Annotated in this window: 21 protein-coding genes; 12 read left to right on the top strand and 9 right to left on the bottom strand. The window is 63.1% G+C overall.

The genetic code is table 11. The features are described from left to right. Positions 1-19: 19 nt before the first annotated feature. A complete protein-coding gene (locus M1D51_RS21855) occupies positions 20-736 on the bottom strand; it encodes a TetR/AcrR family transcriptional regulator (RefSeq protein WP_458108025.1) in 717 nt (238 codons plus the stop codon). Positions 737-842: 106 nt separating this feature from the next. Here M1D51_RS21855 and M1D51_RS21850 point away from each other — a divergent pair, with 106 nt between their 5' ends. The 3 genes from M1D51_RS21850 (at position 843) to M1D51_RS21840 (ending at position 4,710) form a co-directional block, all read left to right on the top strand. Continuing rightward, the gene (locus M1D51_RS21850) at positions 843-2,219 is read left to right on the top strand and encodes a flavin monoamine oxidase family protein (RefSeq protein WP_458109635.1); all 1,377 of its coding nucleotides are present in this window, start codon (positions 843-845) and stop codon (positions 2,217-2,219) included. An 86-nt stretch (positions 2,220-2,305) separates the two neighbouring features. Continuing rightward, the gene (locus M1D51_RS21845) at positions 2,306-3,181 is read left to right on the top strand and encodes a universal stress protein (RefSeq protein ID WP_458108024.1); all 876 of its coding nucleotides are present in this window, start codon (positions 2,306-2,308) and stop codon (positions 3,179-3,181) included. A gap of 23 nt (positions 3,182-3,204) precedes the next feature. Further along, on the top strand, positions 3,205-4,710 hold the full coding sequence (locus M1D51_RS21840) for an APC family permease (protein ID WP_458108023.1): 1,506 nt from the start codon (positions 3,205-3,207) through the stop codon (positions 4,708-4,710). Between the two features lie 7 nt (positions 4,711-4,717). On the opposite strand, the gene M1D51_RS21835 is transcribed toward M1D51_RS21840, so the two are convergent. Next, positions 4,718-5,281, bottom strand: coding sequence for a hypothetical protein (locus M1D51_RS21835; protein ID WP_458108022.1), 564 nt, complete (start codon positions 5,279-5,281; stop codon positions 4,718-4,720). A 520-nt stretch (positions 5,282-5,801) separates the two neighbouring features. Here M1D51_RS21835 and M1D51_RS21830 point away from each other — a divergent pair. Beyond that, positions 5,802-6,185 (top strand): VOC family protein, encoded by a 384-nt coding sequence (locus M1D51_RS21830; protein ID WP_172323336.1) that lies wholly within the window; start codon positions 5,802-5,804, stop codon positions 6,183-6,185. A gap of 53 nt (positions 6,186-6,238) precedes the next feature. On the opposite strand, the gene M1D51_RS21825 is transcribed toward M1D51_RS21830, so the two are convergent. After that, positions 6,239-6,688 carry a DUF5997 family protein gene (locus tag M1D51_RS21825; protein ID WP_172323338.1) on the bottom strand — a complete coding sequence of 150 codons (450 nt, stop codon included), beginning with the start codon at positions 6,686-6,688 and terminating at the stop codon, positions 6,239-6,241. 33 nt (positions 6,689-6,721) lie between these two features. Here M1D51_RS21825 and M1D51_RS21820 point away from each other — a divergent pair, with 33 nt between their 5' ends. After that, positions 6,722-7,447 carry a LysR family substrate-binding domain-containing protein gene (locus tag M1D51_RS21820; RefSeq protein WP_458108021.1) on the top strand — a complete coding sequence of 242 codons (726 nt, stop codon included), beginning with the start codon at positions 6,722-6,724 and terminating at the stop codon, positions 7,445-7,447. A gap of 128 nt (positions 7,448-7,575) precedes the next feature. On the opposite strand, the gene M1D51_RS21815 is transcribed toward M1D51_RS21820, so the two are convergent. Then, a complete protein-coding gene (locus tag M1D51_RS21815; RefSeq protein WP_458108020.1) occupies positions 7,576-8,274 on the bottom strand; it encodes a GntR family transcriptional regulator in 699 nt (232 codons plus the stop codon). Between the two features lie 109 nt (positions 8,275-8,383). Here M1D51_RS21815 and M1D51_RS21810 point away from each other — a divergent pair, with 109 nt between their 5' ends. Genes M1D51_RS21810 through M1D51_RS21795 form a run of 4 tightly spaced genes read left to right on the top strand, consistent with a single transcriptional unit; the run spans position 8,384 to position 13,954 of the window. After that, a complete protein-coding gene (locus tag M1D51_RS21810) occupies positions 8,384-9,142 on the top strand; it encodes a LamB/YcsF family protein (RefSeq protein WP_458108019.1) in 759 nt (252 codons plus the stop codon). A gap of 47 nt (positions 9,143-9,189) precedes the next feature. Continuing rightward, entirely contained in the window at positions 9,190-10,539 is a 1,350-nt protein-coding gene (locus M1D51_RS21805; protein WP_458108018.1) for an MFS transporter, read from the top strand. Between the two features lie 6 nt (positions 10,540-10,545). After that, positions 10,546-12,189, top strand: a complete 1,644-nt coding sequence (locus M1D51_RS21800) for a 5-oxoprolinase subunit B/C family protein (RefSeq protein WP_458108017.1) — start codon at positions 10,546-10,548, stop codon at positions 12,187-12,189. Between the two features lie 7 nt (positions 12,190-12,196). Next, entirely contained in the window at positions 12,197-13,954 is a 1,758-nt protein-coding gene (locus M1D51_RS21795) for an acetyl/propionyl/methylcrotonyl-CoA carboxylase subunit alpha (protein ID WP_458108016.1), read from the top strand. Between the two features lie 68 nt (positions 13,955-14,022). Here M1D51_RS21795 and M1D51_RS21790 read toward each other — a convergent pair whose 3' ends face one another. Beyond that, positions 14,023-15,276, bottom strand: coding sequence for a D-arabinono-1,4-lactone oxidase (locus M1D51_RS21790; RefSeq protein ID WP_458108015.1), 1,254 nt, complete (start codon positions 15,274-15,276; stop codon positions 14,023-14,025). Between the two features lie 128 nt (positions 15,277-15,404). On the opposite strand from M1D51_RS21790, the gene M1D51_RS21785 reads away from it, so the two are divergent. Further along, positions 15,405-16,409, top strand: coding sequence for a LacI family DNA-binding transcriptional regulator (locus M1D51_RS21785; protein ID WP_458108014.1), 1,005 nt, complete (start codon positions 15,405-15,407; stop codon positions 16,407-16,409). Here M1D51_RS21785 and M1D51_RS21780 read toward each other — a convergent pair whose 3' ends face one another. From M1D51_RS21780 to M1D51_RS21770, 3 genes are all read right to left on the bottom strand, one after another. After that, positions 16,410-17,405 carry a bile acid:sodium symporter family protein gene (locus tag M1D51_RS21780; RefSeq protein ID WP_458108013.1) on the bottom strand — a complete coding sequence of 332 codons (996 nt, stop codon included), beginning with the start codon at positions 17,403-17,405 and terminating at the stop codon, positions 16,410-16,412. Between the two features lie 151 nt (positions 17,406-17,556). Continuing rightward, a complete protein-coding gene (locus tag M1D51_RS21775) occupies positions 17,557-19,053 on the bottom strand; it encodes a SulP family inorganic anion transporter (protein ID WP_458108012.1) in 1,497 nt (498 codons plus the stop codon). Between the two features lie 42 nt (positions 19,054-19,095). Further along, the gene (locus tag M1D51_RS21770; protein WP_172323360.1) at positions 19,096-20,202 is read right to left on the bottom strand and encodes a GTP pyrophosphokinase; all 1,107 of its coding nucleotides are present in this window, start codon (positions 20,200-20,202) and stop codon (positions 19,096-19,098) included. Between the two features lie 110 nt (positions 20,203-20,312). On the opposite strand from M1D51_RS21770, the gene M1D51_RS21765 reads away from it, so the two are divergent. Together M1D51_RS21765 and M1D51_RS21760 are read left to right on the top strand one after the other, a co-directional pair. Continuing rightward, the gene (locus tag M1D51_RS21765) at positions 20,313-21,134 is read left to right on the top strand and encodes an alpha/beta hydrolase fold domain-containing protein (RefSeq protein ID WP_172323362.1); all 822 of its coding nucleotides are present in this window, start codon (positions 20,313-20,315) and stop codon (positions 21,132-21,134) included. 40 nt (positions 21,135-21,174) lie between these two features. Next, the gene (locus tag M1D51_RS21760; protein ID WP_458108011.1) at positions 21,175-22,110 is read left to right on the top strand and encodes a carbohydrate kinase family protein; all 936 of its coding nucleotides are present in this window, start codon (positions 21,175-21,177) and stop codon (positions 22,108-22,110) included. Between the two features lie 59 nt (positions 22,111-22,169). Here the strand turns inward: M1D51_RS21760 and M1D51_RS21755 are convergent, their stop codons facing one another. Then, the gene (locus tag M1D51_RS21755; RefSeq protein ID WP_458108010.1) at positions 22,170-23,231 is read right to left on the bottom strand and encodes a glutathione S-transferase family protein; all 1,062 of its coding nucleotides are present in this window, start codon (positions 23,229-23,231) and stop codon (positions 22,170-22,172) included. Between the last annotated feature and the right edge of the window lie 128 nt (positions 23,232-23,359).

Genomic DNA, 23,359 nt, shown 5'->3' with positions numbered 1-23,359 from the left:
CTTTGGAGCGAAGGGAAAGCTACCCCCGCAGCGCCCCGAACCCGGTAATCAGTGCCTCAAGCCCCAGGCTGAAGGCCACGTCGGTAGGCCTCGTGTGCTGTTCAGCAGCCAGCCGGTCCACCGCAGCGGTGAGGTTGGGGACCTGCTCGGCGAGGCTGCCGGCGTCGAATATGTCCTCCGGTGCGTTGACGTCGTAGGCGGCGCCGAAGACGAACGCTTCCAAGGCGACGATCGCGGAGATGATCATCTCGTCGGGGAAACCGGCGTCTCGGAAGCCTGCCGTCACGGCCTCGTACATGGCCAGGGTTTTGGGTGCGTCGGCCACCGGGAGTACTGCAATCACGGGGATGAGCGGCGTATGCTCCGAGAAAACGTCGCGGTAGGACCACGCCCAGCGACGCACAGCTGCATCCCACGGCTCCACCCCGAAAGCGGAGACGTCAACCATCGCTGCCAAGTGGTCTTCCACCAGCAGCAGTACGTCGTCTTTGGAGGCCACATGGTTGTAAAGGGCAGAGGGCGCGACGCCAAGGGATCGTGCCAAGGCCGCCATGGTGAGCCCGTTGTAACCCTTGTTGCTGATCAACTCGAGTGCCGCCGTCGTAATCCCCTCCTGGTCCAGGATGGCCGCCGTCGGACGTCCGGCGCGCCGGCGCACGGAGTCGGCGGGGGCTGCGGATGAATCGGGGATGGGTGCGGGCATCGGGAGCCTTTCTGCTGCCTGTGTCCCCAGCATTATTCCATCGGGTCTTCACAGCAACCGCCTCCAGCGCTACTATGGACGTAAATGAATGCCATTCATTTACTGGTCAGCCACCACGGACGGCCACGGAGAGGACAACATGCAGAATCTTGATCGCGACGTTGTGATCGTCGGCGCCGGACCGTCGGGGTTGACGGCCGCACGCCAACTGAAGAAGGCCGGACTCAGCGTCGCAGTGCTCGAAGCGCGCGACCGTGTAGGCGGCCGCACCTGGACCGACACCATCGATGGCGCCATGCTGGAAATCGGCGGCCAGTGGGTTTCCCCGGACCAGACAGTCCTGATGGACTTGCTGGACGAGCTCGGCCTGAAAATGTACTCACGCTACCGTGAAGGCGAGTCCGTCTACATCGGCGCAGACGGCAAGCGCACCCAGTACACCGGCGACACTTTCCCGGTCAGCGATGAAACCAAAGCCGAGATGGACAAGCTTGTTGCCATCCTGGACGGCCTCGCCGCCGAGATCGGCCCCACCGAGCCCTGGGCACACCCCAAGGCACGCGAGCTGGACACCATCTCCTTCCACCACTGGCTCCGCCAAAACTCCAACGACGAGGAAGCCTGCAACAACATCGGCCTCTTCATCGCCGGCGGCATGCTTACCAAGCCCGCCCACGCCTTCTCGGCACTGCAGGCAGTCCTCATGGCCGCCTCGGCCGGCTCCTTCAGTCACCTGACGGATGAAGACTTCATCCTGGACAAGCGCGTCATCGGCGGCATGCAGCAGGTTTCACTGCTGCAGGCAGCAGAGCTGGGTGACGACGTCGTCCTTAACAGCCCGGTCCGCACCATCAAGTGGGACGACAACAACGTCACGGTCGTCTCTGAGCAGGCAACCGTGAACGCGCGCTATGTGATCATGGCTGTGCCGCCGAACCTGTACTCCCGTGTCTCCTTCGAGCCCCCGCTGCCGCGCCGCCAGCACCAGATGCACCAGCACCAGTCCCTGGGCCTGGTCATCAAGGTCCACGCTGTCTACGACACACCCTTCTGGCGTGAAGAGGGACTGTCCGGCACGGGCTTCAGCGCCGGCGCGCTGGTCCAGGAGGTCTACGACAACACCAACCACGGCGACACCCGCGGCACCTTGGTGGGCTTCGTTTCCGACGAAAAGGCCGACGCCGTGTTCGAGCTCAGTGCCGAAGACCGCAAGAAGGCCATCCTCGAATCGATCGCCGGCTTCCTGGGCGACAAAGCCCTCACTCCTGAGGTCTACTACGAGTCCGACTGGGGTTCTGAAGAATGGACCCGCGGCGCCTACGCGTCCAGCTACGACCTCGGTGGCCTGCACCGCTACGGCAAGGACCAGCACGCCAACGTGGGACCGATCTACTGGTCCTCGTCCGACCTCGCAGCCGAGGGCTACCAGCACGTTGACGGCGCGGTCCGCATGGGCCAGGCAACTGCCGCCCGCATTGTTGAGGCCAACAAACTGGCTGCGGTGCCCGTAGCCTAAGTCGTTTCCGTACCAACACCGGCAGGCCGGGGGAGCGCGTTTCCCGGCCTGCCGGCTCCACTGTTTAACACCAGAAAGGGACCACCATGCGTTACGTAGTGGGCTACACCGCCAACGCGAGGGGGCACGACGCCGTTCACCTCGCCGTCGCGCTGGCCCGGAACCACGATGTCAGCCTGGACCTTGTCCTGGTGATCCCTGAGGACTCCCCGTTCAACGCCGTCTATCCACCGGAGACCGGCTACAACGACATCCTGAACGAACAAGCGCAACGTTGGTTGGACGAAGGCCTGGCGCTGGTTCCAGCCGACGTGACGGCCCGGGCCCACATCCGCCGGGGCGACTCCGAGGCACAGGCCTTGATCGAAGCTGCCGTAGAAATGGACGCTGCGGCCTTGGTCATCGGCGCCACCAGCGGGGGCCTGTTCAAACGGTTCACCATCGGCTCTGTGGCGGGTTCCTTGCTCCACTCATCGCCCGTGCCTGTCGCATTGGCACCTCACGGTTACGAGCGCACGGCGCCGATCACGCGCCTGAGCTGCGGTTTCGGCACGCGCCCCGGCGCGGACGAACTGCTCGACGTCGCAGTCGAGTCCGCGCGTGATCGTGGCCTCCCGCTGCGGCTCGTCTCCCTGCTGGCCCTCGACGGCGGTAACTCGCCCGGGCTGGCCGACGCCGCCTGGGTGCATGCCGCCGACCGGCTTGCCGCCGTCGGGAGTTCGTCCGAAACGACCGGTTCCGCAGCTGTCCCCGAACCCGAGATCGTGGTAGCCCAAGGCCGCACCATCGAAGAAGCCGTTGACCGGCTCGACTTCGAAGACGGCGAAATCCTGCTGATCGGCTCCAGCCGTCTCGCCCAGCACCGTGCCACGTTCCTGGGTAGCACCGCCAACCGGATCCTTCGCGCCCTCCCTGTCCCCATGATCGTGGTTCCCCGCGACTACACGCGTCAAAGCTCCTAGCAATCGCCTGAGAGGCAAAACCCATGTCAACTGCACCAAAGACGGTCCAGTCGAAAGAAACGTCATCCCTGAGTGAAAAGGGACTGAAAGCCGGATCGGTGGGCCTGATCGGCGCCGTCGTGATTGGTGTTTCCTGCATCGCGCCCGCCTATACGCTGACAGCGGCCCTGGGCCCCACTGTGTCCGAGGTGGGCGTGCACCTGCCCGCAATCTTCCTGGTGGGCTTCATCCCCATGCTGCTGGTGGCGCTCGGCTACCGCGAACTCAACAACGCCATGCCCGACGCCGGTACCTCCTTCACGTGGGCAACGCGCGCGTTTGGTCCGTGGATCGGATGGATGGGTGGCTGGGGGCTGATTGCCGCAACCATCATTGTGTTGTCCAACCTTGCCGCCGTCGCCGTGGACTTCTTCTACCTGATGCTCGCGCAGATTTTCAGTAATCCCTCCTTGGGGGAGCTCAGCAAAATCCTGCCCCTGAACATCGCCACCACGCTGGTGTTCATAGGCCTTGCTTGCTGGATTTCGTATCGCGGCATGGAGACCACCAAGGGCGTCCAGTACGTGCTGGTGGCCTTCCAACTGTTGGTTCTGGGCTGGTTCGCGGTCTCTGCGTTCGCCCACGTAGCGAACGGCACGGCTTTCGATGCCACCGCCATTTCACCGGACTGGTTCAACCCGTTCGCCGTGGACTCCTTCTCCTCCTTCGCCGCGGGTGTGTCGCTCTCGATCTTCATTTACTGGGGCTGGGACGTCACCCTCACCATGAACGAGGAAACGAAGAACCCCGAGAAAACCCCTGGCCGTGCAGCCACCATTACGGTGTTGGTGATCGTGGTCATCTACATGACCGTTGCGCTGGCAACCCTGTCCTTCGCGGGTGTTGGCGAGACCGGACTGGGTGCGGGCAACCCGGAGAACCAGTCCAGCATCTTTGCCGTGCTGGCCGGTCCAGTGATGGGGCCGTTCGCGATCCTCATGTCCCTGGCCATCCTGAGCAGTTCGGCGGCATCGCTGCAGTCGACGTTCGTCTCACCGGCACGCACCATGCTGGCCATGGGCCATTACCGCGCCATCTCACCCAAGTTCGGCAAGATCAGCCCCACCTACAAGTCGCCGAGCTTCGCAACCATCGCCGCTGCGATCGCAGCCGCCGGCTTCTACGTGATCACCAGGACCGTGTCCGAGAATGCGCTGTGGGACACCATCACCGCCCTGGGCATGATGATTTGCTTCTACTACGGCATCACGGCGCTGGCCTGCGTCTGGTTCTTCCGGGCGTCGGCATTCAGCGGCGTCCGTCCGTTCTTCTTCAAGTTCCTGGCGCCCCTGCTGGGCGGAGTGATCCTGCTGGTCATGTTCGTGAAGACGGCCATGGACTCGATGGATCCTGAGTACGGTTCCGGCTCCTCCGTTGGTGGTGTGGGCCTGGTGTTCGTGCTGGGAATGGGCGTGATCCTGCTCGGCGTGGCGGTCATGCTGGTGATGTACCGGCTGCGTCCGGAGTTCTTCAAAGGCAAGGTCCTGTAGGGCTGCGTCACCTCGGCGAGGGTAAGGCGGCCGTTGGGACGCCGGCAGCCCGCTCGGCCGCGGCCAGGGCTTGGGCAAGACGCTCGACGGCGGCACGGTAGTCAGTCCCGGCTGTCACCTTGCAGTACTCGGCCTCGCGCATGGCCCTCGTCAATGCCGCTGTTTCGGCAGCCCTCACGTCCGTCATGGCCGGGAAGTCGATGGTCCGCGCAGGATCCAGCTCATATTGGCGCCACTGCTCCAGAATGTTTTCGTGGCGGGCTGCGTCGTCCGGGAAACCAGCACGACGGCGGGGCTCAGCTGCGTGGAGGCGCTCCACTTTGCGGATGCTCAGCAGGGTTCCGGCCGCAGTAGCGATGCCGACGAAAATCATGACCAGCCCGGCCGGCGACCAATGCACGGCAGGGACAATGATGGCCGGCGCTATGACCACCAGCCCTCCGAACACGTCCCAGAAGATGCCGTCCGGCTCCGGGCCGCGGCCGTGGGTCAGTTTCCTGTTCAGGACATATGTGGTTGCTGCGGTTGCAAGAACCAGAGCAACACCCCACAGGAGCATCATGGCGGGCATCGGACCACCTCCAGGCGAATTCGCTGCTTTGAATTCAGTATGCGGCAGTGGTTGCGTGGGCGCGAGGGGGTGGCTCGGAGTGGCCTGCTATTCAGATAGTCAACTCTCGGTAGACTCTGTGGCAGTGGGCAAGAGCCTGCCGCATCGTTAACAAACAAAAGACCCGACTGCAATCGGGTCTTTGTTCAGCGCGATGCGCTCTTTGGTGCGATTCAAGGGCTTACTCCTTGATGCTCACGCCTCTAGAGTATGCCCCTTCGCGGACGGCGTGCAAGCACTACGCCCGCGGTCGCACCCTTCCTCAGTGAGGGGTGCACCATGTCTCGACGGCGTAATCGTCCCGAGCCTTGGGGCCGCCTGAACTTGCTGGTCAATCTTTCACGCCTTGCGTGGGAGATAGTCCGCTCGTTCTGGCACCTGAAACCCTAATGGGTTGGCGACGGTCGCGGGGGCTTGTCCGCGGCCGTCGTCGCAGGGGCGGCGCGGTCAGGTTGTCGGAGCCGGGCGTAGCCTAGGCAGCATGAGACTGAAAATGTGCAGCATCCACGTCAAGGACCCCGCAGCGGCCCACGTTTTCTACACGGAGACCCTGGGCTTCGAGACCCTGATGGCCATGCCCGAGTACAACTTGTTCATCATCAAGGATCCGGGTGCGGACAACGGCAGCTCACCGGGTTTGCTGCTGGAACCCAGCGACAACCCCATCGCCTCGAACTACATGAACGCCCTGCATGAGTCCGGTCTGGCCGCGATCACCTTCGGTGTGCCCGACGTCCAGGCTGAGTACGAGCGCTTGGTTGCCGCCGGTGTGACCTTCCAAGGCGAACCCTCCGAGGATCCCTCAGGCGTCAGCGCAGTCTTCGACGACGGTTGCGGAAACTTCATTCAGCTCCACCAGGACTGAGCTTAAACAGTTGTGGCCGGGACCCGTTGATCCCGGCCACAACCTGCTAAGACTTACGCGTGATCGCGCTTGGAAGTCTTAGGAGCATCGCGCTTTGCAGCGGCGTTGTCCCGGGCTTCCTTGGTGGCTGCCTTCTTGGCGGCCTCGTCCTTGACGCGCTGCGCCTCGGACCGGACAGCCGCGTGCGTGGCGCGCTCGGTGACCAGCCACTGCGGCGGAGCCTGCAGCAGCTCGGTGATTTCCGCCGTCGTGAGCGCATCCTCGACGCCGCCGCGGGCGAGACCGCTGATGGAGATGTTGAGCTTCTGGGCCACTACCGGGCGCGGGTGCGGGCCGTTGCGGCGCAGTTCGACGAGCCACTCCGGCGGGTTGGCCTGGAGTTCGGCGTATTCTTCGCGGGAGATGGACGAATCCTGGAACTCCTGGGGTGTCGCGGGCAGGTAGATACCGAGTTTCTTGGCAACTGTTGCCGGCTTCATGGACTGGGAGTTCGAGGACGTCATGCTTCAAGGGTATCTGGCCGGTACTGTGAGTGTGTGCCAGACGCTGAAGAATCCGCCGAAACAACCGAACCCCTAGCCGGTCTCCGCTTCGCCTATGTTGCGGGTGTGACTCCTGGGAAATGGATCCGGCGGTGGGAAGAACGGATGCCCAACTTCCCGTTGCACTCATTCATGTCCGACGACGCCGCCCAGGTTTCGGTTTTGCGTGACGGTTCCGCAGACCTCAGCTTTGTTCGGTTGCCCGTGGACCGCGAAGGTTTGAACGTCATCCCTTTGTATGAAGAGCAGCCTGTGGTTGTGGCTCCGAAGGGGCATGAGATCTCGGTGTTTGAGGAAGTCGCACTGGACGACCTCGCCGAGGAAAACCTCTTGGATATTGACGAGATGGGCGGGCCGGACATGGCCCTCCAGGTGGTCGCCTCCGGGGCCGGACTGGCGATCCTGCCCATGTCCGTTGCGCGGCACCTGAACGTAAAGGACACGGTCATGCGGCGCCTGACAGGTGCGCCGGGCACGCAAATCGGCTTGGCTTGGCTGGTTGGAACTGACAGCCCGGTGATCGAAGAATTCATCGGGATCGTGCGTGGGCGGACAGCGCAGAGCTCGCGCCAGCCGTCAGCGCAGCAGGAGAAGCCCAAGAAGGAGCCCAAGCCTGACCGACGCGGTGGGGGTCCCAAGAAGCCCGCGGTCGCGCAGCGCTACGCCCCGAACCCGGACAAGGGCCGTGGCAAGGGCTCACGCAAAAAGGGCAAACGCTGACGCTCCTGCCCGGTTAGATCACTCCGCCGTGACGCTCCTGCCCGGTTGGTGGGGAAATTGATGCGTTCCTGCGCCCAAGTAGCGGGGATTTGGCGCATTTGGGGTGACCAACTGGGGAGGAGCGCTGACTACTCGCCGTGGATGGCGGTTTGCTGCTGTTCTGAACGGTTGAGGTAGGCAAGGAGAAGGTCCCCGGCGCGCTCAAGCTCGCCCGCTTCCAATGCGGAGCAGATCTGCTCATTTTCCTTCAGCCAGTCACTGTAGAAGTGGGCATTCATGGTGGCCTTGTGAAAGTAGAGCCGCATCTCGGCCAGGATCTGCGCCATGATCGTGTTCAGCCTGTTGCTCTCAGCGAGGGCGACTATGGCGCCGTGAAAATGCTGGTTGGCGCTGCCCAGGCCTTCGTTGTCGTTGGCCGAGGCCGCGCGCTGGCCTTCCTCGACGGCGGCCCTGACGGCGGCGATGCGCTCCGGAGAGCCGCCGGCCCGGATTGAGCTGACCTCGATGGCGCGACGAACCGTATAAACATCGTGGATGTCGCCGGCTTCAAGGGTTGCTACAAAAACGCCCTTGTTGGGCTGGCGAAGAAGAAGCCGCTCAGCGGCCAACTCGGCGAAAGCTTCGCGGACAGTGTTGCGCGAGACGCCCAAATCCTCGGCGATGGTGGCTTCGGTCAGCTTGGCCCCCGGCACCAGGAAGCCCTCAGCCAGTTGGTAGCGCAGTTCTTCTGCGACTCTCTCCGCCACGGAGGGGACCCTCATGCGGACCCGCGCCCGCGCACTGTCCATGCCGGTCTGTTCACTTTTTTCCTGATCTTCACCGGCCATGACACCAAAATTACACGATTGCTGAAAATAGGGATCGCTGGATTGTTGAACAATCCAGCAGATTGATGCATGCTGGATGTAACGCACATCACGAGGCAGGGATCACACCATGGCAATCATCGATCCGAACAGCGACGTCGGCGAGTCCTTCGGGCGCTGGACGCTTGGTGATGACGCAGCCATGTTCGAGTCGGTCTCCAGTGCGAATGTTGCCTGTGGATTCCATGCTGGTGACCCCAGCGTCATCCGCAGCACCTGCGAAAAGGCGGTCAAGGCCGGCGTCGTTATCGGCGCCCATGTTGGCTACCGCGATCTCGCCGGGTTCGGCCGCCGCTTCATGGACATCGATCCCATGGAACTGGCGGACGACGTCGTTTATCAGATCGGGGCCCTGCAGGCGTTGGCAGCTACGGCCGGTTCCCGTGTCCAGTACGTCAAGCCTCACGGTGGCCTCTACAACGCGATCGTCAAGCACACCGCCCAAGCCCGCGCTGTGGTGGACGCCGTGAAATCTGTTGACCCCAACCTTCCGATTCTTGGACTGCCCGGCTCTGAAGTACTGCGCCTGGCTGACAAAGCCGGTCTTCGTGCCGTTTCCGAGGCCTTCGCGGACCGCGCCTACAACCCGGACGGAACGCTCGTCCCGCGATCCCAAGCAGGGGCCGTGCTGAATGATCCCGCCGAAGTGGCGGAGCACGTCCTGCGAATGGCCACTGAACAATCCGTCAGGACCATTGACGGTTCCATCCTGAAAATCCGCGCAGAGAGCATCTGCGTTCACGGTGACTCACTCGGAGCCGTCGCGATGGCCACCGCTGTGAAGTCCGCCCTCAGCGACGCCGGCGTCAGTACCGGCTCGTTCCTCTAGCCCGTCCGGGCGCTCCGAACCATCCCCCCATCCCCCCGGAGAACATCATGACCAGCACCAACCATGCAGCCAAGGCAGTGACAAGGAAGCCACCGCCCGGCGCCATCAAGGCGTATGTGGCCAGCCTTACCGGCACATCGCTCGAGTACTACGACTTCGCTATCTATTCCGTGGCCTCGGCCTTGGTGTTCCCGAAGATCTTCTTCCCGGGCAACGACGAATTCGTGGCGCTCATCCTGTCCTTCTCAACGTTCGCCGTAGGTTACTTTGCCCGTCCGATCGGCGGCATTGTCTTTGGCCGTCTCGGTGACAAGATCGGCCGCAAGTACGTCCTGGTCTTCACGTTGATGCTTATCGGCCTTGCCACCGTACTCATCGGTGCGCTGCCCGACTACTCCGTCATTGGCATTGCGGCCCCGATCATCCTTGTGTTGCTGCGCTTGGCGCAAGGCATCGGTGTTGGCGGGGAGTGGGGTGGCGCGGTGCTGCTGTCCAGCGAGTTCGGTGACCCCAACAAGCGCGGCTTCTGGTCCTCTGCAGCCCAGATCGGTCCGCCCGCCGGTAACCTCATGGCCAACGGCGTTCTCGCTATCCTGGCTGCTTCGCTGAGCGAACAAGCCTTCCTCTCCTGGGGTTGGCGCGTGGCCTTCCTTGCTTCTGCCCTGTTGGTGGTGTTCGGCTTGCTCATCCGCCTCAAGCTGGAGGAAACGCCGGTTTTCAAGGCCATTCAAGCCAAGGGAGACCGTCCCAAGGCTCCCATCAAGGAAGTCTTCACTACTCAGCCGAAGGCATTGATTGCCGCTTCGCTTTCCCGAATCTGCCCTGACATCCTCTACTCGCTGTTCACGGTGTTCGTGGCCGTTTACGCCACCAAGGAACTGGGAATGACCACGGGCAACGTCCTGTCAGCCATCCTGATCGGCTCAGCCTTCCAGCTCTTCCTGATCCCGCTGGCCGGCGCCCTGACGGACCGCTTCAACCGCCGCTGGGTTTATGGGCTCGCGGCGGCTGCAACAGCAGCCTACATTCCGGTCTTCTTCCTGATGATCCAAGGAAAGTCCGTGGCGATGCTGATCGTAGGCACCGTCATCGGCTTGGCACTCCACGCCTTCATGTACGGTCCGCAGGCCGCGTTCATCACCGAGCAGTTCCCGGCCCGTCTTCGCTATGCCGGCAGTTCCTTGGCCTACACCTTGGCCGGTGTGATCGGCGGCGGATTTGCCCCGGTGATCTTCACCCTCCTCTATGGTGGCGGATCCGGCGGCTGGTACTTCATTGCCGGCTACATTCTTCTGGCTGCCATTGTCACGATCGTCGGCATGCTCCTCGGCCGCGACCCCAAGCCGGAAGAAGATGTCCGGCTCGTGCAGGGAACACACGCTCAGCCGGCGTCGTAACGAACAATGGGAACCGTGATGCAAACCACCACCGCCAAAAGGGTTCGCTCTGTCCGGCCCGTCGGCACGCGTGCCGTCCTGGCCGAACTGGACGGGCTGCAGGACGTCCTCGCCCTGCAGGACATGCTCTACAAATCGCCGCTTCCGGGGCAAGTGGATGTTCTGGCCGCGGCGGAAACAGTGATGGTGGTGGGCGAGTCTGCGGCCGCAACCCGAGCCATCAGTGCACGGCTCATGGAGTTGGAACTAACGGCGCCGGAAGTGGCTGACTCCGGTTTGGTGGTCATCGATACTGTGTACGACGGCGACGACCTCGCCGATGTCGCGGAACTCACCGGACTGAGCGTGGACGGCGTGATTGCCGCACATACGGGCCAAGTCTGGACCGTTGCCTTCGCTGGTTTCGCGCCGGGCTTCGGCTACATGGTGGGCGAAAACGAGGCCCTCACGGTTCCTCGACGGTCCTCTCCCCGCACAGCCGTGCCTGCTGGATCGGTGGCTCTGGGTGGCCGGTATTCGGCCGTGTACCCTCGGCGTTCCCCGGGCGGTTGGCAGTTGATTGGCCGCACTGGTGCAAGGATGTGGGACCTGGACAGGGCCCAACCGGCGCTTGTTCGTCCAGGCGACCGGGTTCAGTACCGGGCCGTCCGCGAGGTTGTCACGGCCACTGAATCCCCGGCACGCGAACCCGAAAAGGAGCACCGCCCGGAGTCCGGTCTTCGGATTCTTACCCCGGGTGCGCAGAGCCTGATCCAGGACCTCGGACGTCGTGGCTACGGTCCGCTCGGCGTATCGGCTGCGGGTGCGTTGGACAGGGCCTCGTTGCGGCGGGCCAACCGGCTGGTGGGAAACGCTGCTTCGGCTGCAGCCATCGAGTCCGTCAATGGCGGCCTCACAGTGGAAGCTGTGGGTGACCAGGTGGTTGCCGTGACAGGGGCGCCCACCACGCTGACAGTAGAGCCGTCGTCGTGGTTTGAGTCCGGCGACGTCCAAGCAGGTGCCCGGCGGACCGTGCCCATGGCCGCTCCTTTCGCGTTGCTCGACGGCGAAGTACTCACCTTGGGTGCCCCGGAGTCGGGCTTCCGGAACTATGTTGCGGTGCGGGGCGGAGTGGACGTTCCTGAGGTTCTAGGCAGCCGCTCAACGGACACGATGTCCGGGATCGGACCGGGGTCACTGGTCAGCAAGCAGGTTCTTGGCGTGGGTGACGCTACGGCATCCACAGCGGTTGGCAGCCCCGAACTGCAGCCTGACTTCCCGGGTGAGGGTGCCACGGTGCTCGATGTCGTTCCCGGACCACGGGCCGACTGGTTTGACCAGGACGCGCTGGATTCCCTGTGCAGCCAGGAGTGGCTGGTCACTCCGCAATCCAATCGAGTGGGCATGCGACTGGATGGCACCCCGCTGGAGCGCACGCGGGAAGGCGAACTTCCCAGCGAGGGCACCATGGCCGGAGCACTCCAGATCCCGCCCGCGGGGCTGCCCGTCCTCTTCCTGGCCGATCATCCGATCACCGGGGGTTATCCGGTGATCGGGGTGGTGCGCCACGAACATCTTGATCTGGCTGCTCAAGTCCCCATTGGCGGAAAGATCCGTTTCCGGCTGGCCCCGGACACCACCACGACTTTTACGAAGACCCCAGAGAAGTGAGTATTTGATGCGCAAGGTCCTGATCGCGAACCGCGGCGAAATCGCTGTCCGAGTCGCCCGAGCCTGTGACGACGCCGGCATCGCGTCCGTTGCCGTTTACGCAGACATCGATGCCGACGCCATGCACGTTGGCGCAGCCGACGAAGCCTTCAGTTTGGGCGGCAACTCACCGGCTGACACCTATTTGAACATCGGGAAACTGCTCGCCATTGCAGCGGAGTCAGGCGCAGACGCTGTTCACCCCGGCTACGGGTTCCTTTCCGAGAACGCCGATTTTGCACAAGCAGTGCTCGACGCCGGCCTGGAGTGGATCGGTCCCTCACCCGAGTCGATACGCCAGTTGGGCAATAAGATCACGGCACGTGACATCGCCGTCCGAGCCGGAGCACCTTTGGTTGCCGGCAGCGATGGTCCTGTTTCCACCGCCGCCGAAGCCCGTGCCTTCGCGGAAGAACACGGACTCCCGCTGGCCATCAAAGCCGCGTTTGGTGGAGGCGGCCGCGGTCTGAAAGTGGTCCGGGAGTTGGCGGAAGTGGAAGAAGCGTTCGATTCCGCAGTCCGTGAAGCAGTGGCTGCCTTCGGCCGTGGTGAATGCTTCGTGGAGCAGTACCTTGACCGCCCCCGGCACGTCGAGGCGCAGGTCATCGCGGACAAACTCGGCAACGTCGTGGTGGTGGGCACCCGTGATTGCTCGCTACAACGCCGCCACCAGAAACTCGTGGAAGAAGCTCCCGCACCCTTCCTGAGTGACCTGCAACGCCGGCAAATTTACGACGGCGCCAAGGCGATTGTCCGCGAAGCAGGCTACTACGGTGCCGGGACCGTTGAGTTCCTCGTCTCCGCAGACGGAGCCGTGGCCTTCCTTGAGGTCAACACACGCCTCCAAGTGGAGCACCCCATCACGGAGGAAACCGCCGGGATCGACCTCGTCCAAGAACAGTTCCGTATTGCCGCCGGCTTGCCGCTGAGCATCACGGAAGATCCCGTGGCGCGGGGCCACTCCTTTGAGTTCCGCATCAACGCCGAAGACGTGGGCCGAGGGTTCTTGCCGTGCCCGGGAACAGTGGCCTTGTTTGAAGCACCTACAGGTCCGGGAATCCGTGTGGACACCGGAGTACGTTCGGGTTCCTTCGTGGCGCCGCAATTCGACTCCCTGCTAGCCAAATTGATCGTCACCGGAGCTGACCGGCAGCAGGCTCTTCGTCGCGCACGGCGTGCCCTGGCTGAATTCACCATTTCAGGCCTTGCAACCGTGCTGCCGTTCCACCGCGCGGTCCTGGAATCCGAGGACTTCACGTCGGTAGCCGGAATGCGGGTTCACACCCGTTGGATCGAAACCGACTTCGCAGACCGGATTCCCGTGGATCCTGAGTACAACGTGGTGGCCCCGGAAGGGGAGCGGCGCACCATCACCATTGACGTCGACGGCAAACGGCTGGCTGTTGGGCTTCCCGCGAACCTGCTGGACGGCTGGGCCCGCTCCGGTCAGGGCATTCCCGCCTTTACTGCGCCGGCCGATACGCCGGGTTCCGTCAGCAGCGGTTCCCCCGCCGAATCGGCACTTGTCTCCAGCATGGCCGGCACGGTGGTCAAGTGGCTCGCAGAACCCGGCGACGAAGTATCCGCCGGTGATCCCTTGGTAGTCCTGGAGGCCATGAAAATGGAAACCCAGGTCCCGGCCCACCGGACAGGTACTCTGTCCGAGGTGTTGTCCGCACCCGGCGGAGTTGTCACAGCCGGAGCGGTCCTCGCGCACATCGAGTAGCGCCTTGCGGCGGGGCAGGAGCGGGGCAGGAGCGGGGCGGCAACGGCGCAGCGGCCGGGCAAGCGTGACTAGGCGTGCGTCGCCGCCGCGATGCCCAGCACGCTCTCCAGCAAGCCGTTGCGGAACTTCCCCGTTGGGTCGTTGGCCTGAACCAAAGCCCGGAAGTCCTCGAACCGCGGGTACAGTGCGGCGAAGTCATACTCGCCGGGCGTGAACAGTTTGCCCCAATGAGGCCGGGCGCCGAACGGGCGGAGGGCTTCCTCAAGCTCGGGGAGCACCGCTTCCACCTCAGCCTGCAGCGGTTTCCAGGTGAAGTGGAGTGCCACGCTTTGCTGCTGGTAGAACGGGCTGAGCCAGAACTCATCAGCGGCCACGGTGCGGATTTCAGAGACGAACAGGAGCGGTGCGAGCTTTTCGGCGAGCCCGCGGACGGCCTGCAGCGCGGCCGGTGCGTGTTCCAAAGGCAGAAGGAACTCGCTTTGCAGTTCCTCACCGTTGCTGGGCGTGAATTCGTGGCGGAAGTGCGGCAACCGGTCGAGCCACTTGCCCGCCACATCAAGCTGTTCCGTGCAGTTCTCGGCGGACATATCAGGCAAGGGATGCATGGCTGCCGTCGCCGCGGTTGCCCCGAACAGATCAGGCAACGGAGCTTCAGTGTCCAGTGCTTTAAGCCAGACCTGGGGGATGGTTTCGCCGGTGTAATCGGTGAAGAAGCTGACGCTGTAAGCACTGGAAGCGATGGCCTGGAAGTTGGCCAAGGCACCCTCCCAAGAGAGGTTGGTGAGCACTCGCTGCCGCACGTCATAGCTCGGCCGGACCGCGAGTTCCAGCCCTGTGACAATGCCAAGTGCACCCAGTCCCACCACGCTGGCGAGGAATTCGTCGTCGTCGGCCGTGAGGGTCACCAGCTCGCCGGAGGCGCGCACCACATCAACACTGACGACGGCGGCAGCCAAGGACGGGTTGTAGACGCCACTGCCGTGCGTGCCGGTTTGGATGGCGCCGGCCACAGAGATGTGCGGGAGGGAAGCGAGGTTGTGGATGGCGTAGCCCTGGTCCTCAAGCGCGCGGCCCAGAGCTCCGTAGGTGATGCCACCACTGACCTTGACGGTGCCCTTTTCGGTGTCCAGAACCACTTCCTGGGGGAGTCCATCGAGGAGGAGGTGCGTGCCGATGGTGTCGGCAACGGTGTTGAAGGAGTGCCGGGATCCCAGGGCTTTGATCTGCGTTGCCTCAGCTACGAGCCCGCACAGTTGCTCCACGGTTGTGGGCCGCTGGACGTCCGCAGACGAGTACTCAAGATTTCCTGCCCAGTTCTTCATCGAAAGATCTCCTGCTTGTATTTGTAGACTCCCGCAATTGTTAACGTTCTCAACTAATTGCGTCAAGGGGAGTCCACGCCGGTTGCGGATAGAGTTCAAGGGATTGGCCGTCTACCAGGAGTCACAACGTGAGCAAGGGATCCAAGCCCACCATTCGGGATGTGGCCATGGCGGCTGACGTATCGCTGACCACCGTCTCCTATGTGCTCTCCGGCCGCCATGGTGGCACAACCCGGATCAGCCAGCCCACACAGGACAGGGTTCTGGCGGCGGTCAAGGAGCTGGGGTATGTGCCCAACCAGGCAGCCCGGGGGATGCGTCGCGGCAAAACAGACGTGGTTGCCGTAGCCATAGGTAACCTTGAATGGCCTTGGGACCGGGCCCTCGCAACTGCTGCAGCCACCATCCTGCCGCAGCACGGATTCCAGCCGGTGATTCTGCTGGGCGACGACTGGCGGAAGTTCGCAATGTCCGGAGGCGCCGACGGTGTGATCATCGGGTACTTCCCCGAAGCAAAAACGGAGGATGAAACAGTCACCGAACTGGCCCGCCGTGGCGTGGCCCAAGTGGTCATCTCCGGGACCATGAAACCTGCCGGATTCGACGTCCTTGCCCCTGAGACCGACGCCGGGCTCGCAGAATGCATGGATTTCCTCACCGCGTCCCACCGCAGAATCGGCTGCATCCGGAGGGCAGACCCAAGCGGCCGGCCCAAGAGTCGCTTTGCCGCGTATGCAGCCGGGCTGGAGAAGGCCGGCATTCCCTTGGACGAGTCTTTGGTCAGGACCTCCCATCACCGTCCGGCGGCTGCCTATCAGTCAGCCCTCGAGCTGCTCCAGCAGACGGATCGCCCCACGGCCATTTTCTGCACTGACGACATGGAGGCGCTGCAGACGATCCGTGCCGCCTATCGTTTGGGTCTCCGGGTCCCGGAGGACATCCAGATCATTGGGGTGGGAAACTCCACCGAGGGCCAGGAATATGATCCGGCGCTGACTACTGTTGGCCCGGACCCGATCTTCGAGCAGGTTGTCCGGATGCTGCTGGACCGGTTGGCGGAAAACACGCCGGCCGAGGGCATACGGGTGGCGTCGCCATGGAAGTTGCACCGCCGCGGCACTACACAGGGCTAGTCAGTCCTTCAGCGGCCGTCGTGCCAGCCAGGCGGCCACGATTGCGCCCGAGATGTTGTGCCAAAGCGAGAAGACGGCGGAGGGCAGGGCGGCCAGCGGGCTGAAGTGTGCGGTGGCCAAGGTCGCGGCCAGGCCGGAGTTCTGCATGCCAACCTCGAATGCCAGGGCCCGGCGTGCTTTATCGTCCAGTCGGCCGATCTTGCCGGCAAGGTAGCCGAGGCCCAGGCCGAATCCGTTGTGGAGGACAACTGCCAGGAAAACGATTGCACCCGCAGCCACGATCTTGCTGGCACTGCCGGCCACGACGATCGCAACGATCAGTGAAATCACGACGGCGGAAGCCCACGGAAGTGCCGGAAGAACCTTTGCGACGAGCTTCGAAAGGAAGAGCCGGGCGAGCAGGCCGCCGATCACCGGCAACAGTACGGTTTTCACGATGTCCATCACCATGGCCCCGGCATCGATGTGCAGGAAGGACCCGGCAAGGAAGAGAGTCAGTGCAGGGGTAACGATGGGTGCGATCAGCGTGGAAACCGAGGCGACGGCTACGGACAGGGCAACATCGCCCTTTGCCAGGAAGGCCATGACGTTGGAGGCGGTGCCGGACGGAGCGCAGCCAACCAGGATCAGCCCGACGGCCAGTTCCGGAGGTAGTTGCAGGAGTACTGCGATGAGCCAACCGGCACCGGGCATGATCACGTAGTGGGCAACGATGCCGAGCGCTACAGCCCAAGGACGCCGGGCCACCGAGGCGAAGTCAGGCGGCGTCAGCGTGAGGCCCATGCAGAACATGATGACGCCCAGCAGATACGGAACGGCCACGCCCATCGGTTTGAAGAGGTCCGGAATCAGGAATCCAAGGATGCCGGCAACCACCACCAAAAGCGGGAACACCGTGACGGCAATACGCGCAATCTTGGCTTCCGCAGCAAGCGCGGCGTTAACGGGGGCCGCGGATTCTTCTGTTTCTGATGGTGAATTGGTTGCCTCAAGCATTCATCCATGCTCACATTCACCCCGCGAACCCGGCCACTTCGTGACATTCGGCGGAGCGTATATGTCAGATGTCCGCCGTTTCCAACCCAACTGAGTAACAGTTAAAGCTGTTTTGAGCGCTCATACCGACTGTAACTGTTACTCAGTTGGGTCAGGAGTTGAGCTTCCCCGCCAGGCGCTCGCGCATCCGAACACTGGCCTCGTTGAGCCCGATGAACTCCACGTCGCGCCCGTGGTTCCGGTACTTCTCAGTCACCGAATCAAGCACCGCCACCGTGGAGGCATCCCAGATGTGGGAACCATGGAGATCGATGATCACCCGATCTATGCCCTCTGAGGAATCCTTTGCATAGTCGAACTGCGTGTACAGATCGTTGGACGAAGCGAAGAACAGCTCGCCGTCCACGGTGTATGTGGCAACATTCTCGCCGTTGAGCTCAAGTTCGGTCCGCTCCACCGTCGCGAAGTGGGCTACCCGCCGCGCGAACAGCACCATGGCGGTCAGGACGCCGACGCCGACACCCACCGCGAGATTGTGCGTCGCCACCACGGCGGCAACAGTGACGAGCATGACCGCGGTTTCGGACTTCGGGAGACGCTTCAGGGTTGAGGGTCGGATGGAATGCCAGTCGAACGTAATCAGCGAAACGAAAATCATCACAGCCACCAGGGCGGCCATGGGGATCATGCCTACAACATCGCCCAGGACAACCACCAGGACCAGCAGGAATACTCCGGCCAGAAAGGTCGAGAGGCGGCTTCGAGCCCCGGAGCCCTTGACGTTGATCATGGTCTGACCGATCACCGCGCAACCGCCCAGGCCGCCGAGGAAACCGGTCACAATGTTTGCAGCACCTTGTCCCCAAGACACCCGCGTCTTGTTGGAGCGCGTGTCCGTGATGTCGTCCACCAGCTTGGCGGTCATCAGCGATTCCAGCAGGCCCACCAGCGCCATGGACAGGGCGAAGGGCGCGATGATCTGGAATGTCTCCAGGTTCAGGGGAACGTTGGGCAGGAAGAATCCGGGCAGGCTGTCCGGGAGTTGGCCTTTGTCGCTGACGGTGGGAACGTCGATGCCACCCAGCACGGTCACCAGTGTGATGACCACGATCGCCACCAGCGGCGCAGGAATGGCGGTAGTGATGCGGGGTAGTCCGAAGACGATTACCAAGCCCACGATGACAATCGGATAGACCATCCACGGCACGTTGAAGAGCTCGGGCATCTGGGACATGAACACCAGGATTGCCAGGGCGTTGACGAACCCGATCATCACGGATCTGGGGATGAAGCGCATCAATTTGGTGACACCCAGGACCGCCAGGATGATCTGGAAAACGCCAGCCAGAATGATCGTTGCAATGAGGTAGTCGAGCCCGTGTTCCTTCATTACCGGCGCGATCACCAAGGCCACGGCACCGGTGGCCGCGGAGATCATGGCAGGACGCCCGCCAACTATGGCAGTAACCACGCCCATGGTGAAGGATGCGAACAACCCAATGCGTGGATCAACGCCCGCAATCACCGAGAACGCGATGGCCTCGGGTATCAGAGCCAAAGCCACTACGAGCCCGGCAAGGGATTCCGTCAGCAGACGGCGGGGCGAGCGGAAGGTCGCCCGCAGTGACATGAGTTGCTCGGGAGTCATGGGTCCTTACGGTCCAATTGCCCTAGAACATACGTAGCTGTCCTAAAGCGCAGTCTGGCGGTAGCGCTCAATCTGCTTAAGGCGCCGCTGGAGGCTGTCGCGCCGCGGGTGCGGGACGACGTCGGGCGCCTCAGCGGTGAGATCGATGTGTTCGGTTCCGTACTGCCACAGCAGGAGGTCATCCAGGAGGCGGTCGGGACCGGGGGAGTAGCGGTGGTCCAAGGCCTTGCGGACCTCGGTGATGCGGTTGGCACTGAGCAACCCGGCCAGCTCCACGGTCTTGGTGAGGCCGTGGGCGGCGAGCAGTTCGGCAGCCCATCCCCAGTCGTCATCAACTTTACGGTCAACGTGCGGCAGCAGCGTACGCCAGACGTCACGGACCCGGTTGGGCGTCAGGGGCATGCCGCCATCGCCTTCAAGGTCCCAGTAGCCGCGGACTTCCTCGTACCGCTCGTGAAGATCGGCGAAGGCGCTCTCCACTGTTTCCAACATGGCAGCTGTTGCCGTGAATTGACGGTCAAAATGGGGTGTCCAGGCACGCGGGTCTTCGGCCTTGAAGCGGATGTCGTGTTCGATCTCGCTCCACGCGTGGGCAAAGACGGTACGGATCTGGCATTCGAAGAAGTAGCTGCCATTGGCAGGCATGTCCGGGTTGAAGACCTGCTGGTATTCCTTGACGGCCTCGTTCTGGATGGTGCGCAAAATGAGGTGCCGGCTGGAGTATCCGTAGGTTCCCGACTCAATGGAGCCGATGTCCTTCTCACGGTCGCCGCGGCAGTCAAAGAGCTGGCGTTGCCGCTTGATGATGTTGGCCACGGCGGCATTCTCGGCCGGAAGCTTGGTGATGACGCGGATGCCCACCATGTCATTCAAGGTGCGGAAAGGATCCGGGAACTTCAACAACCGAGGTCCGCCCGGCTCCAACGGATCGTCGGTGCGGGAAATCTTTTCCCGGAACGACTCCACCGTTTTGGTCCGTCCCGTGACAAACAACGGAGTGACTTCAGCGTCGTTCAGCATGTCCCGCAAAGTGAGCAGAACATCGCGCGTGACCCGCTTCAGGGCGGGGCGAACGCGTTCATAGAGCGCTACGTTCGCATCCACTGCATCGCGCTGTGCCTGGTCCAGGCTGTCCCAATTGCTTGCCATGCCCCCAGCTTACGGGGCGGGTCCGACACTCAACTGAGCCACCCGCCGTCGGGGTGCCTCTAGCCAAACTAGTGAACCGTCACGATAGGCTCAGTACAAAGGAGGGCGCAATGTTGCGGCACAAGTACAGCTACGGCGAACACCCCAGCCAATGGGGCGAACTCTTCATACCTGAACCGTCCAACGGAAACCATCGCGGCGCGTCTGCGGTTGCCGGAGGAATCGCCGTGGTGATCCATGGCGGTTACTGGCGCTCACAGTACGGCGCGGAGCTCGGTGAGCCTCTTGCGCGGGACCTCGCAGCGCACGGCATCACCGCATGGAACCTCGAGTATCGGCGGGCCGGCAACGGCGGTGGTTGGCCCCATACGTTCGAGGACATCCTGGCTGGCATCGACCACCTGTCCACCATCGCCGGCGATCACAACCTCCAGCTCGGCAAGGTGGTAGCCCTGGGACACTCGGCAGGCGGCCATCTGGCCGTGTGGGCTGCGGGCCGGCAGCGGCTTTCAGGCATAGGCACGCCAGACGCCGATCGCCAGCTCCAGCGAAGCCCTGAGGACAACGCCGTGCACTTGACCGGCGTCGTTAGTCAGTCCGGTCTCCTTAACCTGGCCGCAGCGGAGAAGTTGAACCTCAGCAACGGCGCCGTATGCAACCTGATGGGCGGCGATTCCGCTAGATACCCCAAACGGCATAAGTATGCGGATCCCATGAGTTCGCTGCCCTTGGACGTGCCCATATATGCCGTTCACGCCACGGATGATGAGGATGTTCCAGCCAGCCAATCCGAGGCATACGTCGCTGCGGCAACTGCTGCAGGTAGCGCGGCCCAGTTGTTGCGCGTCCCCGGGGACCACTTTGACCTGATCGATCCCAAGGCCGTGGCGTACAAGAAGTGCCGCGAATTGGTGCAACGGCTGCTCTCGTAACTGGTGGTCCGTGGCTGCCGTCCTCTGGCAGAGTGGTGCCATGCTGACAGTCATTGGTGAGGCCCTGGTAGACGTCGTTCAACGCTCCTCCGGAATCGAGGCGCACGTTGGAGGAAGCCCGCTCAACGTTGCCGTCGGCCTGGCCCGGCTGGATCATCCGGTGCAGTTCATCGGCCGCTATGGCCGGGACGCTTATGGCGATTCCATTGCTGCACACTTGCGTTCGAGTTCGGTCATGGTGCCGCTTCCGCCCGACCAGAAGCCAACCAGCGTGGCCACCGCGCAGATCGACGACGACGGCGCCGCCACCTACGCTTTCGACCTCGCGTGGGAGCTGCCCGGGCTCGCCGGACGGTTGCCCCTCATGCTGCAGGGTTCTACGCTGCTCCACACCGGGTCCATTGCCACCTTCCTGGAGCCAGGCGCTGCGGAGGTGATTGCCGCCGTCGAGTATGCCCATCCGAGCAGCACCATCAGCTTCGACCCCAACTGCCGTCCCAGCATCATCACGGACGTTGAGTATGCACGGACGCAAGCCGAGCGTTTCGTGGTGCTGTCCGACGTCGTGAAAGCCTCGGATGAGGATCTTGAGTGGCTTTATCCCGGTGTTGATCCGTTGGAATCCGCACGCCGCTGGCTGACCTTGGGCGGCGCGGAGGGCCCGGCTTTGGTAGTGGTGACGCGGGGATCACTGGGTCCTTGGGGCGTTACCAGGGCAGGGGAAGCACAGGTTGCCGCGCCGTCCGTGAACGTGGTGGACACCGTGGGCGCGGGCGATTCGTTCATGGCTGGACTGTTGTCCGCGATTGTGGACCACGGGCTGGATGGCGCGCAGAACCGCGCAGAGCTCCGGGCGATGCCTGCAGAAACCTTGGAAGCCATCATGGATCACGCCACGCGGGCGGCCGCAGTTACGGTCTCACGGGCAGGCGCGAACCCGCCCACACGCGCCGAGCTCAATCACGGCCCGGCATAAACGAGGCATAAACGCGCGGGCACAAACGCGGGGCATAAGCGGGCATGGGCCAAGGGACGTTAGCCCGCCCCGTGCCCCGCAGCTACTTCCTCGCCGGCCTTCACCGGTCCCGGCGGAGTGCCCTCACCGAACGGGCTTCCGCCCAGGGCCTCGCGTCCGTGCGCGGTGAGCCAGCCGGATAGATCGGGTCCGGCGGGGACGATCTGCGTGGGATTAATGTCCTCGTGAACTATGTAGTAGTGCTGCTTGATCTGCACGAAGTCGATGGTGTCCCCGAACCCCGGTGTCTGAAACAGGTCCCGGGCGTAGGCCCACAGTGCCGGCATCTCGCTGAGCTTGTTCCGGTTGCACTTGAAATGGCCGTGATAGACGGCGTCGAAGCGTGCCAAGGTGGTGAAAAGCCGCACGTCGGCCTCGGTGATCGAATCACCCACCAGGTACCTCTGCCGGGTCAGCCGCTCCTCGAGCCAGTCCAAAGCGGTCCACAGCCGGGTATAGGCGGCGTCGTACGCTTCCTGGGACCCGGCGAATCCGCACCTGTAGACGCCATTGTTGACCTCGGTGAAGACGCGTTTGTTGACGGTGTCGATTTCCTCGCGCAGGTGCTCCGGGTACAGCTGCGGTGCGCCCGGACGGTGGAACTCAGTCCACTCCGAGGAGAAATCGAGGGTGATTTGCGGGAAGTTGTTGGTCACCACCTGGCCGCTGGGAATGTCAACTATGGCCGGAACCGTGATGCCCCGCGGGTAGTCCGGGAAACGGCGGAAGAACGCTTCCTGCAGGCGTTCAATGCCGAGCACAGGATCTTTGCCATCGGGGTCCAGGTCAAAGGTCCAGGAGCGGGCGTCGTGAGTGGGGCCGGGCTGGCCCAGGCTGATGACATCCTCAAGCCCCAACAGCCTGCGCACAATGACCGCACGGTTGGCCCAGGGGCACGCCCGCGCTGCAATCAACCGGTAGCGCCCCGCCTCCACGGGCCAGCCAGGCTCGCCATTCGCTCCGGCCGCGCCGTCCCGGGTGATCCTGTCCTCGATGTAATTGGTGTCCCGGGTGAACTCGCTGCCGGTGACGTACGCCCCGCGGGTGCTGTGTTCTTCGACTTCGCTGGTCTTCTCACTCATGACTTCACACTATGCCCCGGATCTGGACAATCTCCAGACAACTCCCTCCGTTCCAGACAGGCATCGTCTTGAAGGTGGCGGTACTGCTACAATAAAACATGCCTAAAGGGCTATAAGCGATGTTTTAA

Source organism: Arthrobacter sp. R3-55 (assembly GCF_054161505.1).
Note: the sequence above shows the minus strand (reverse complement) of the source record. Positions and strands in the feature narration are given on the sequence as shown.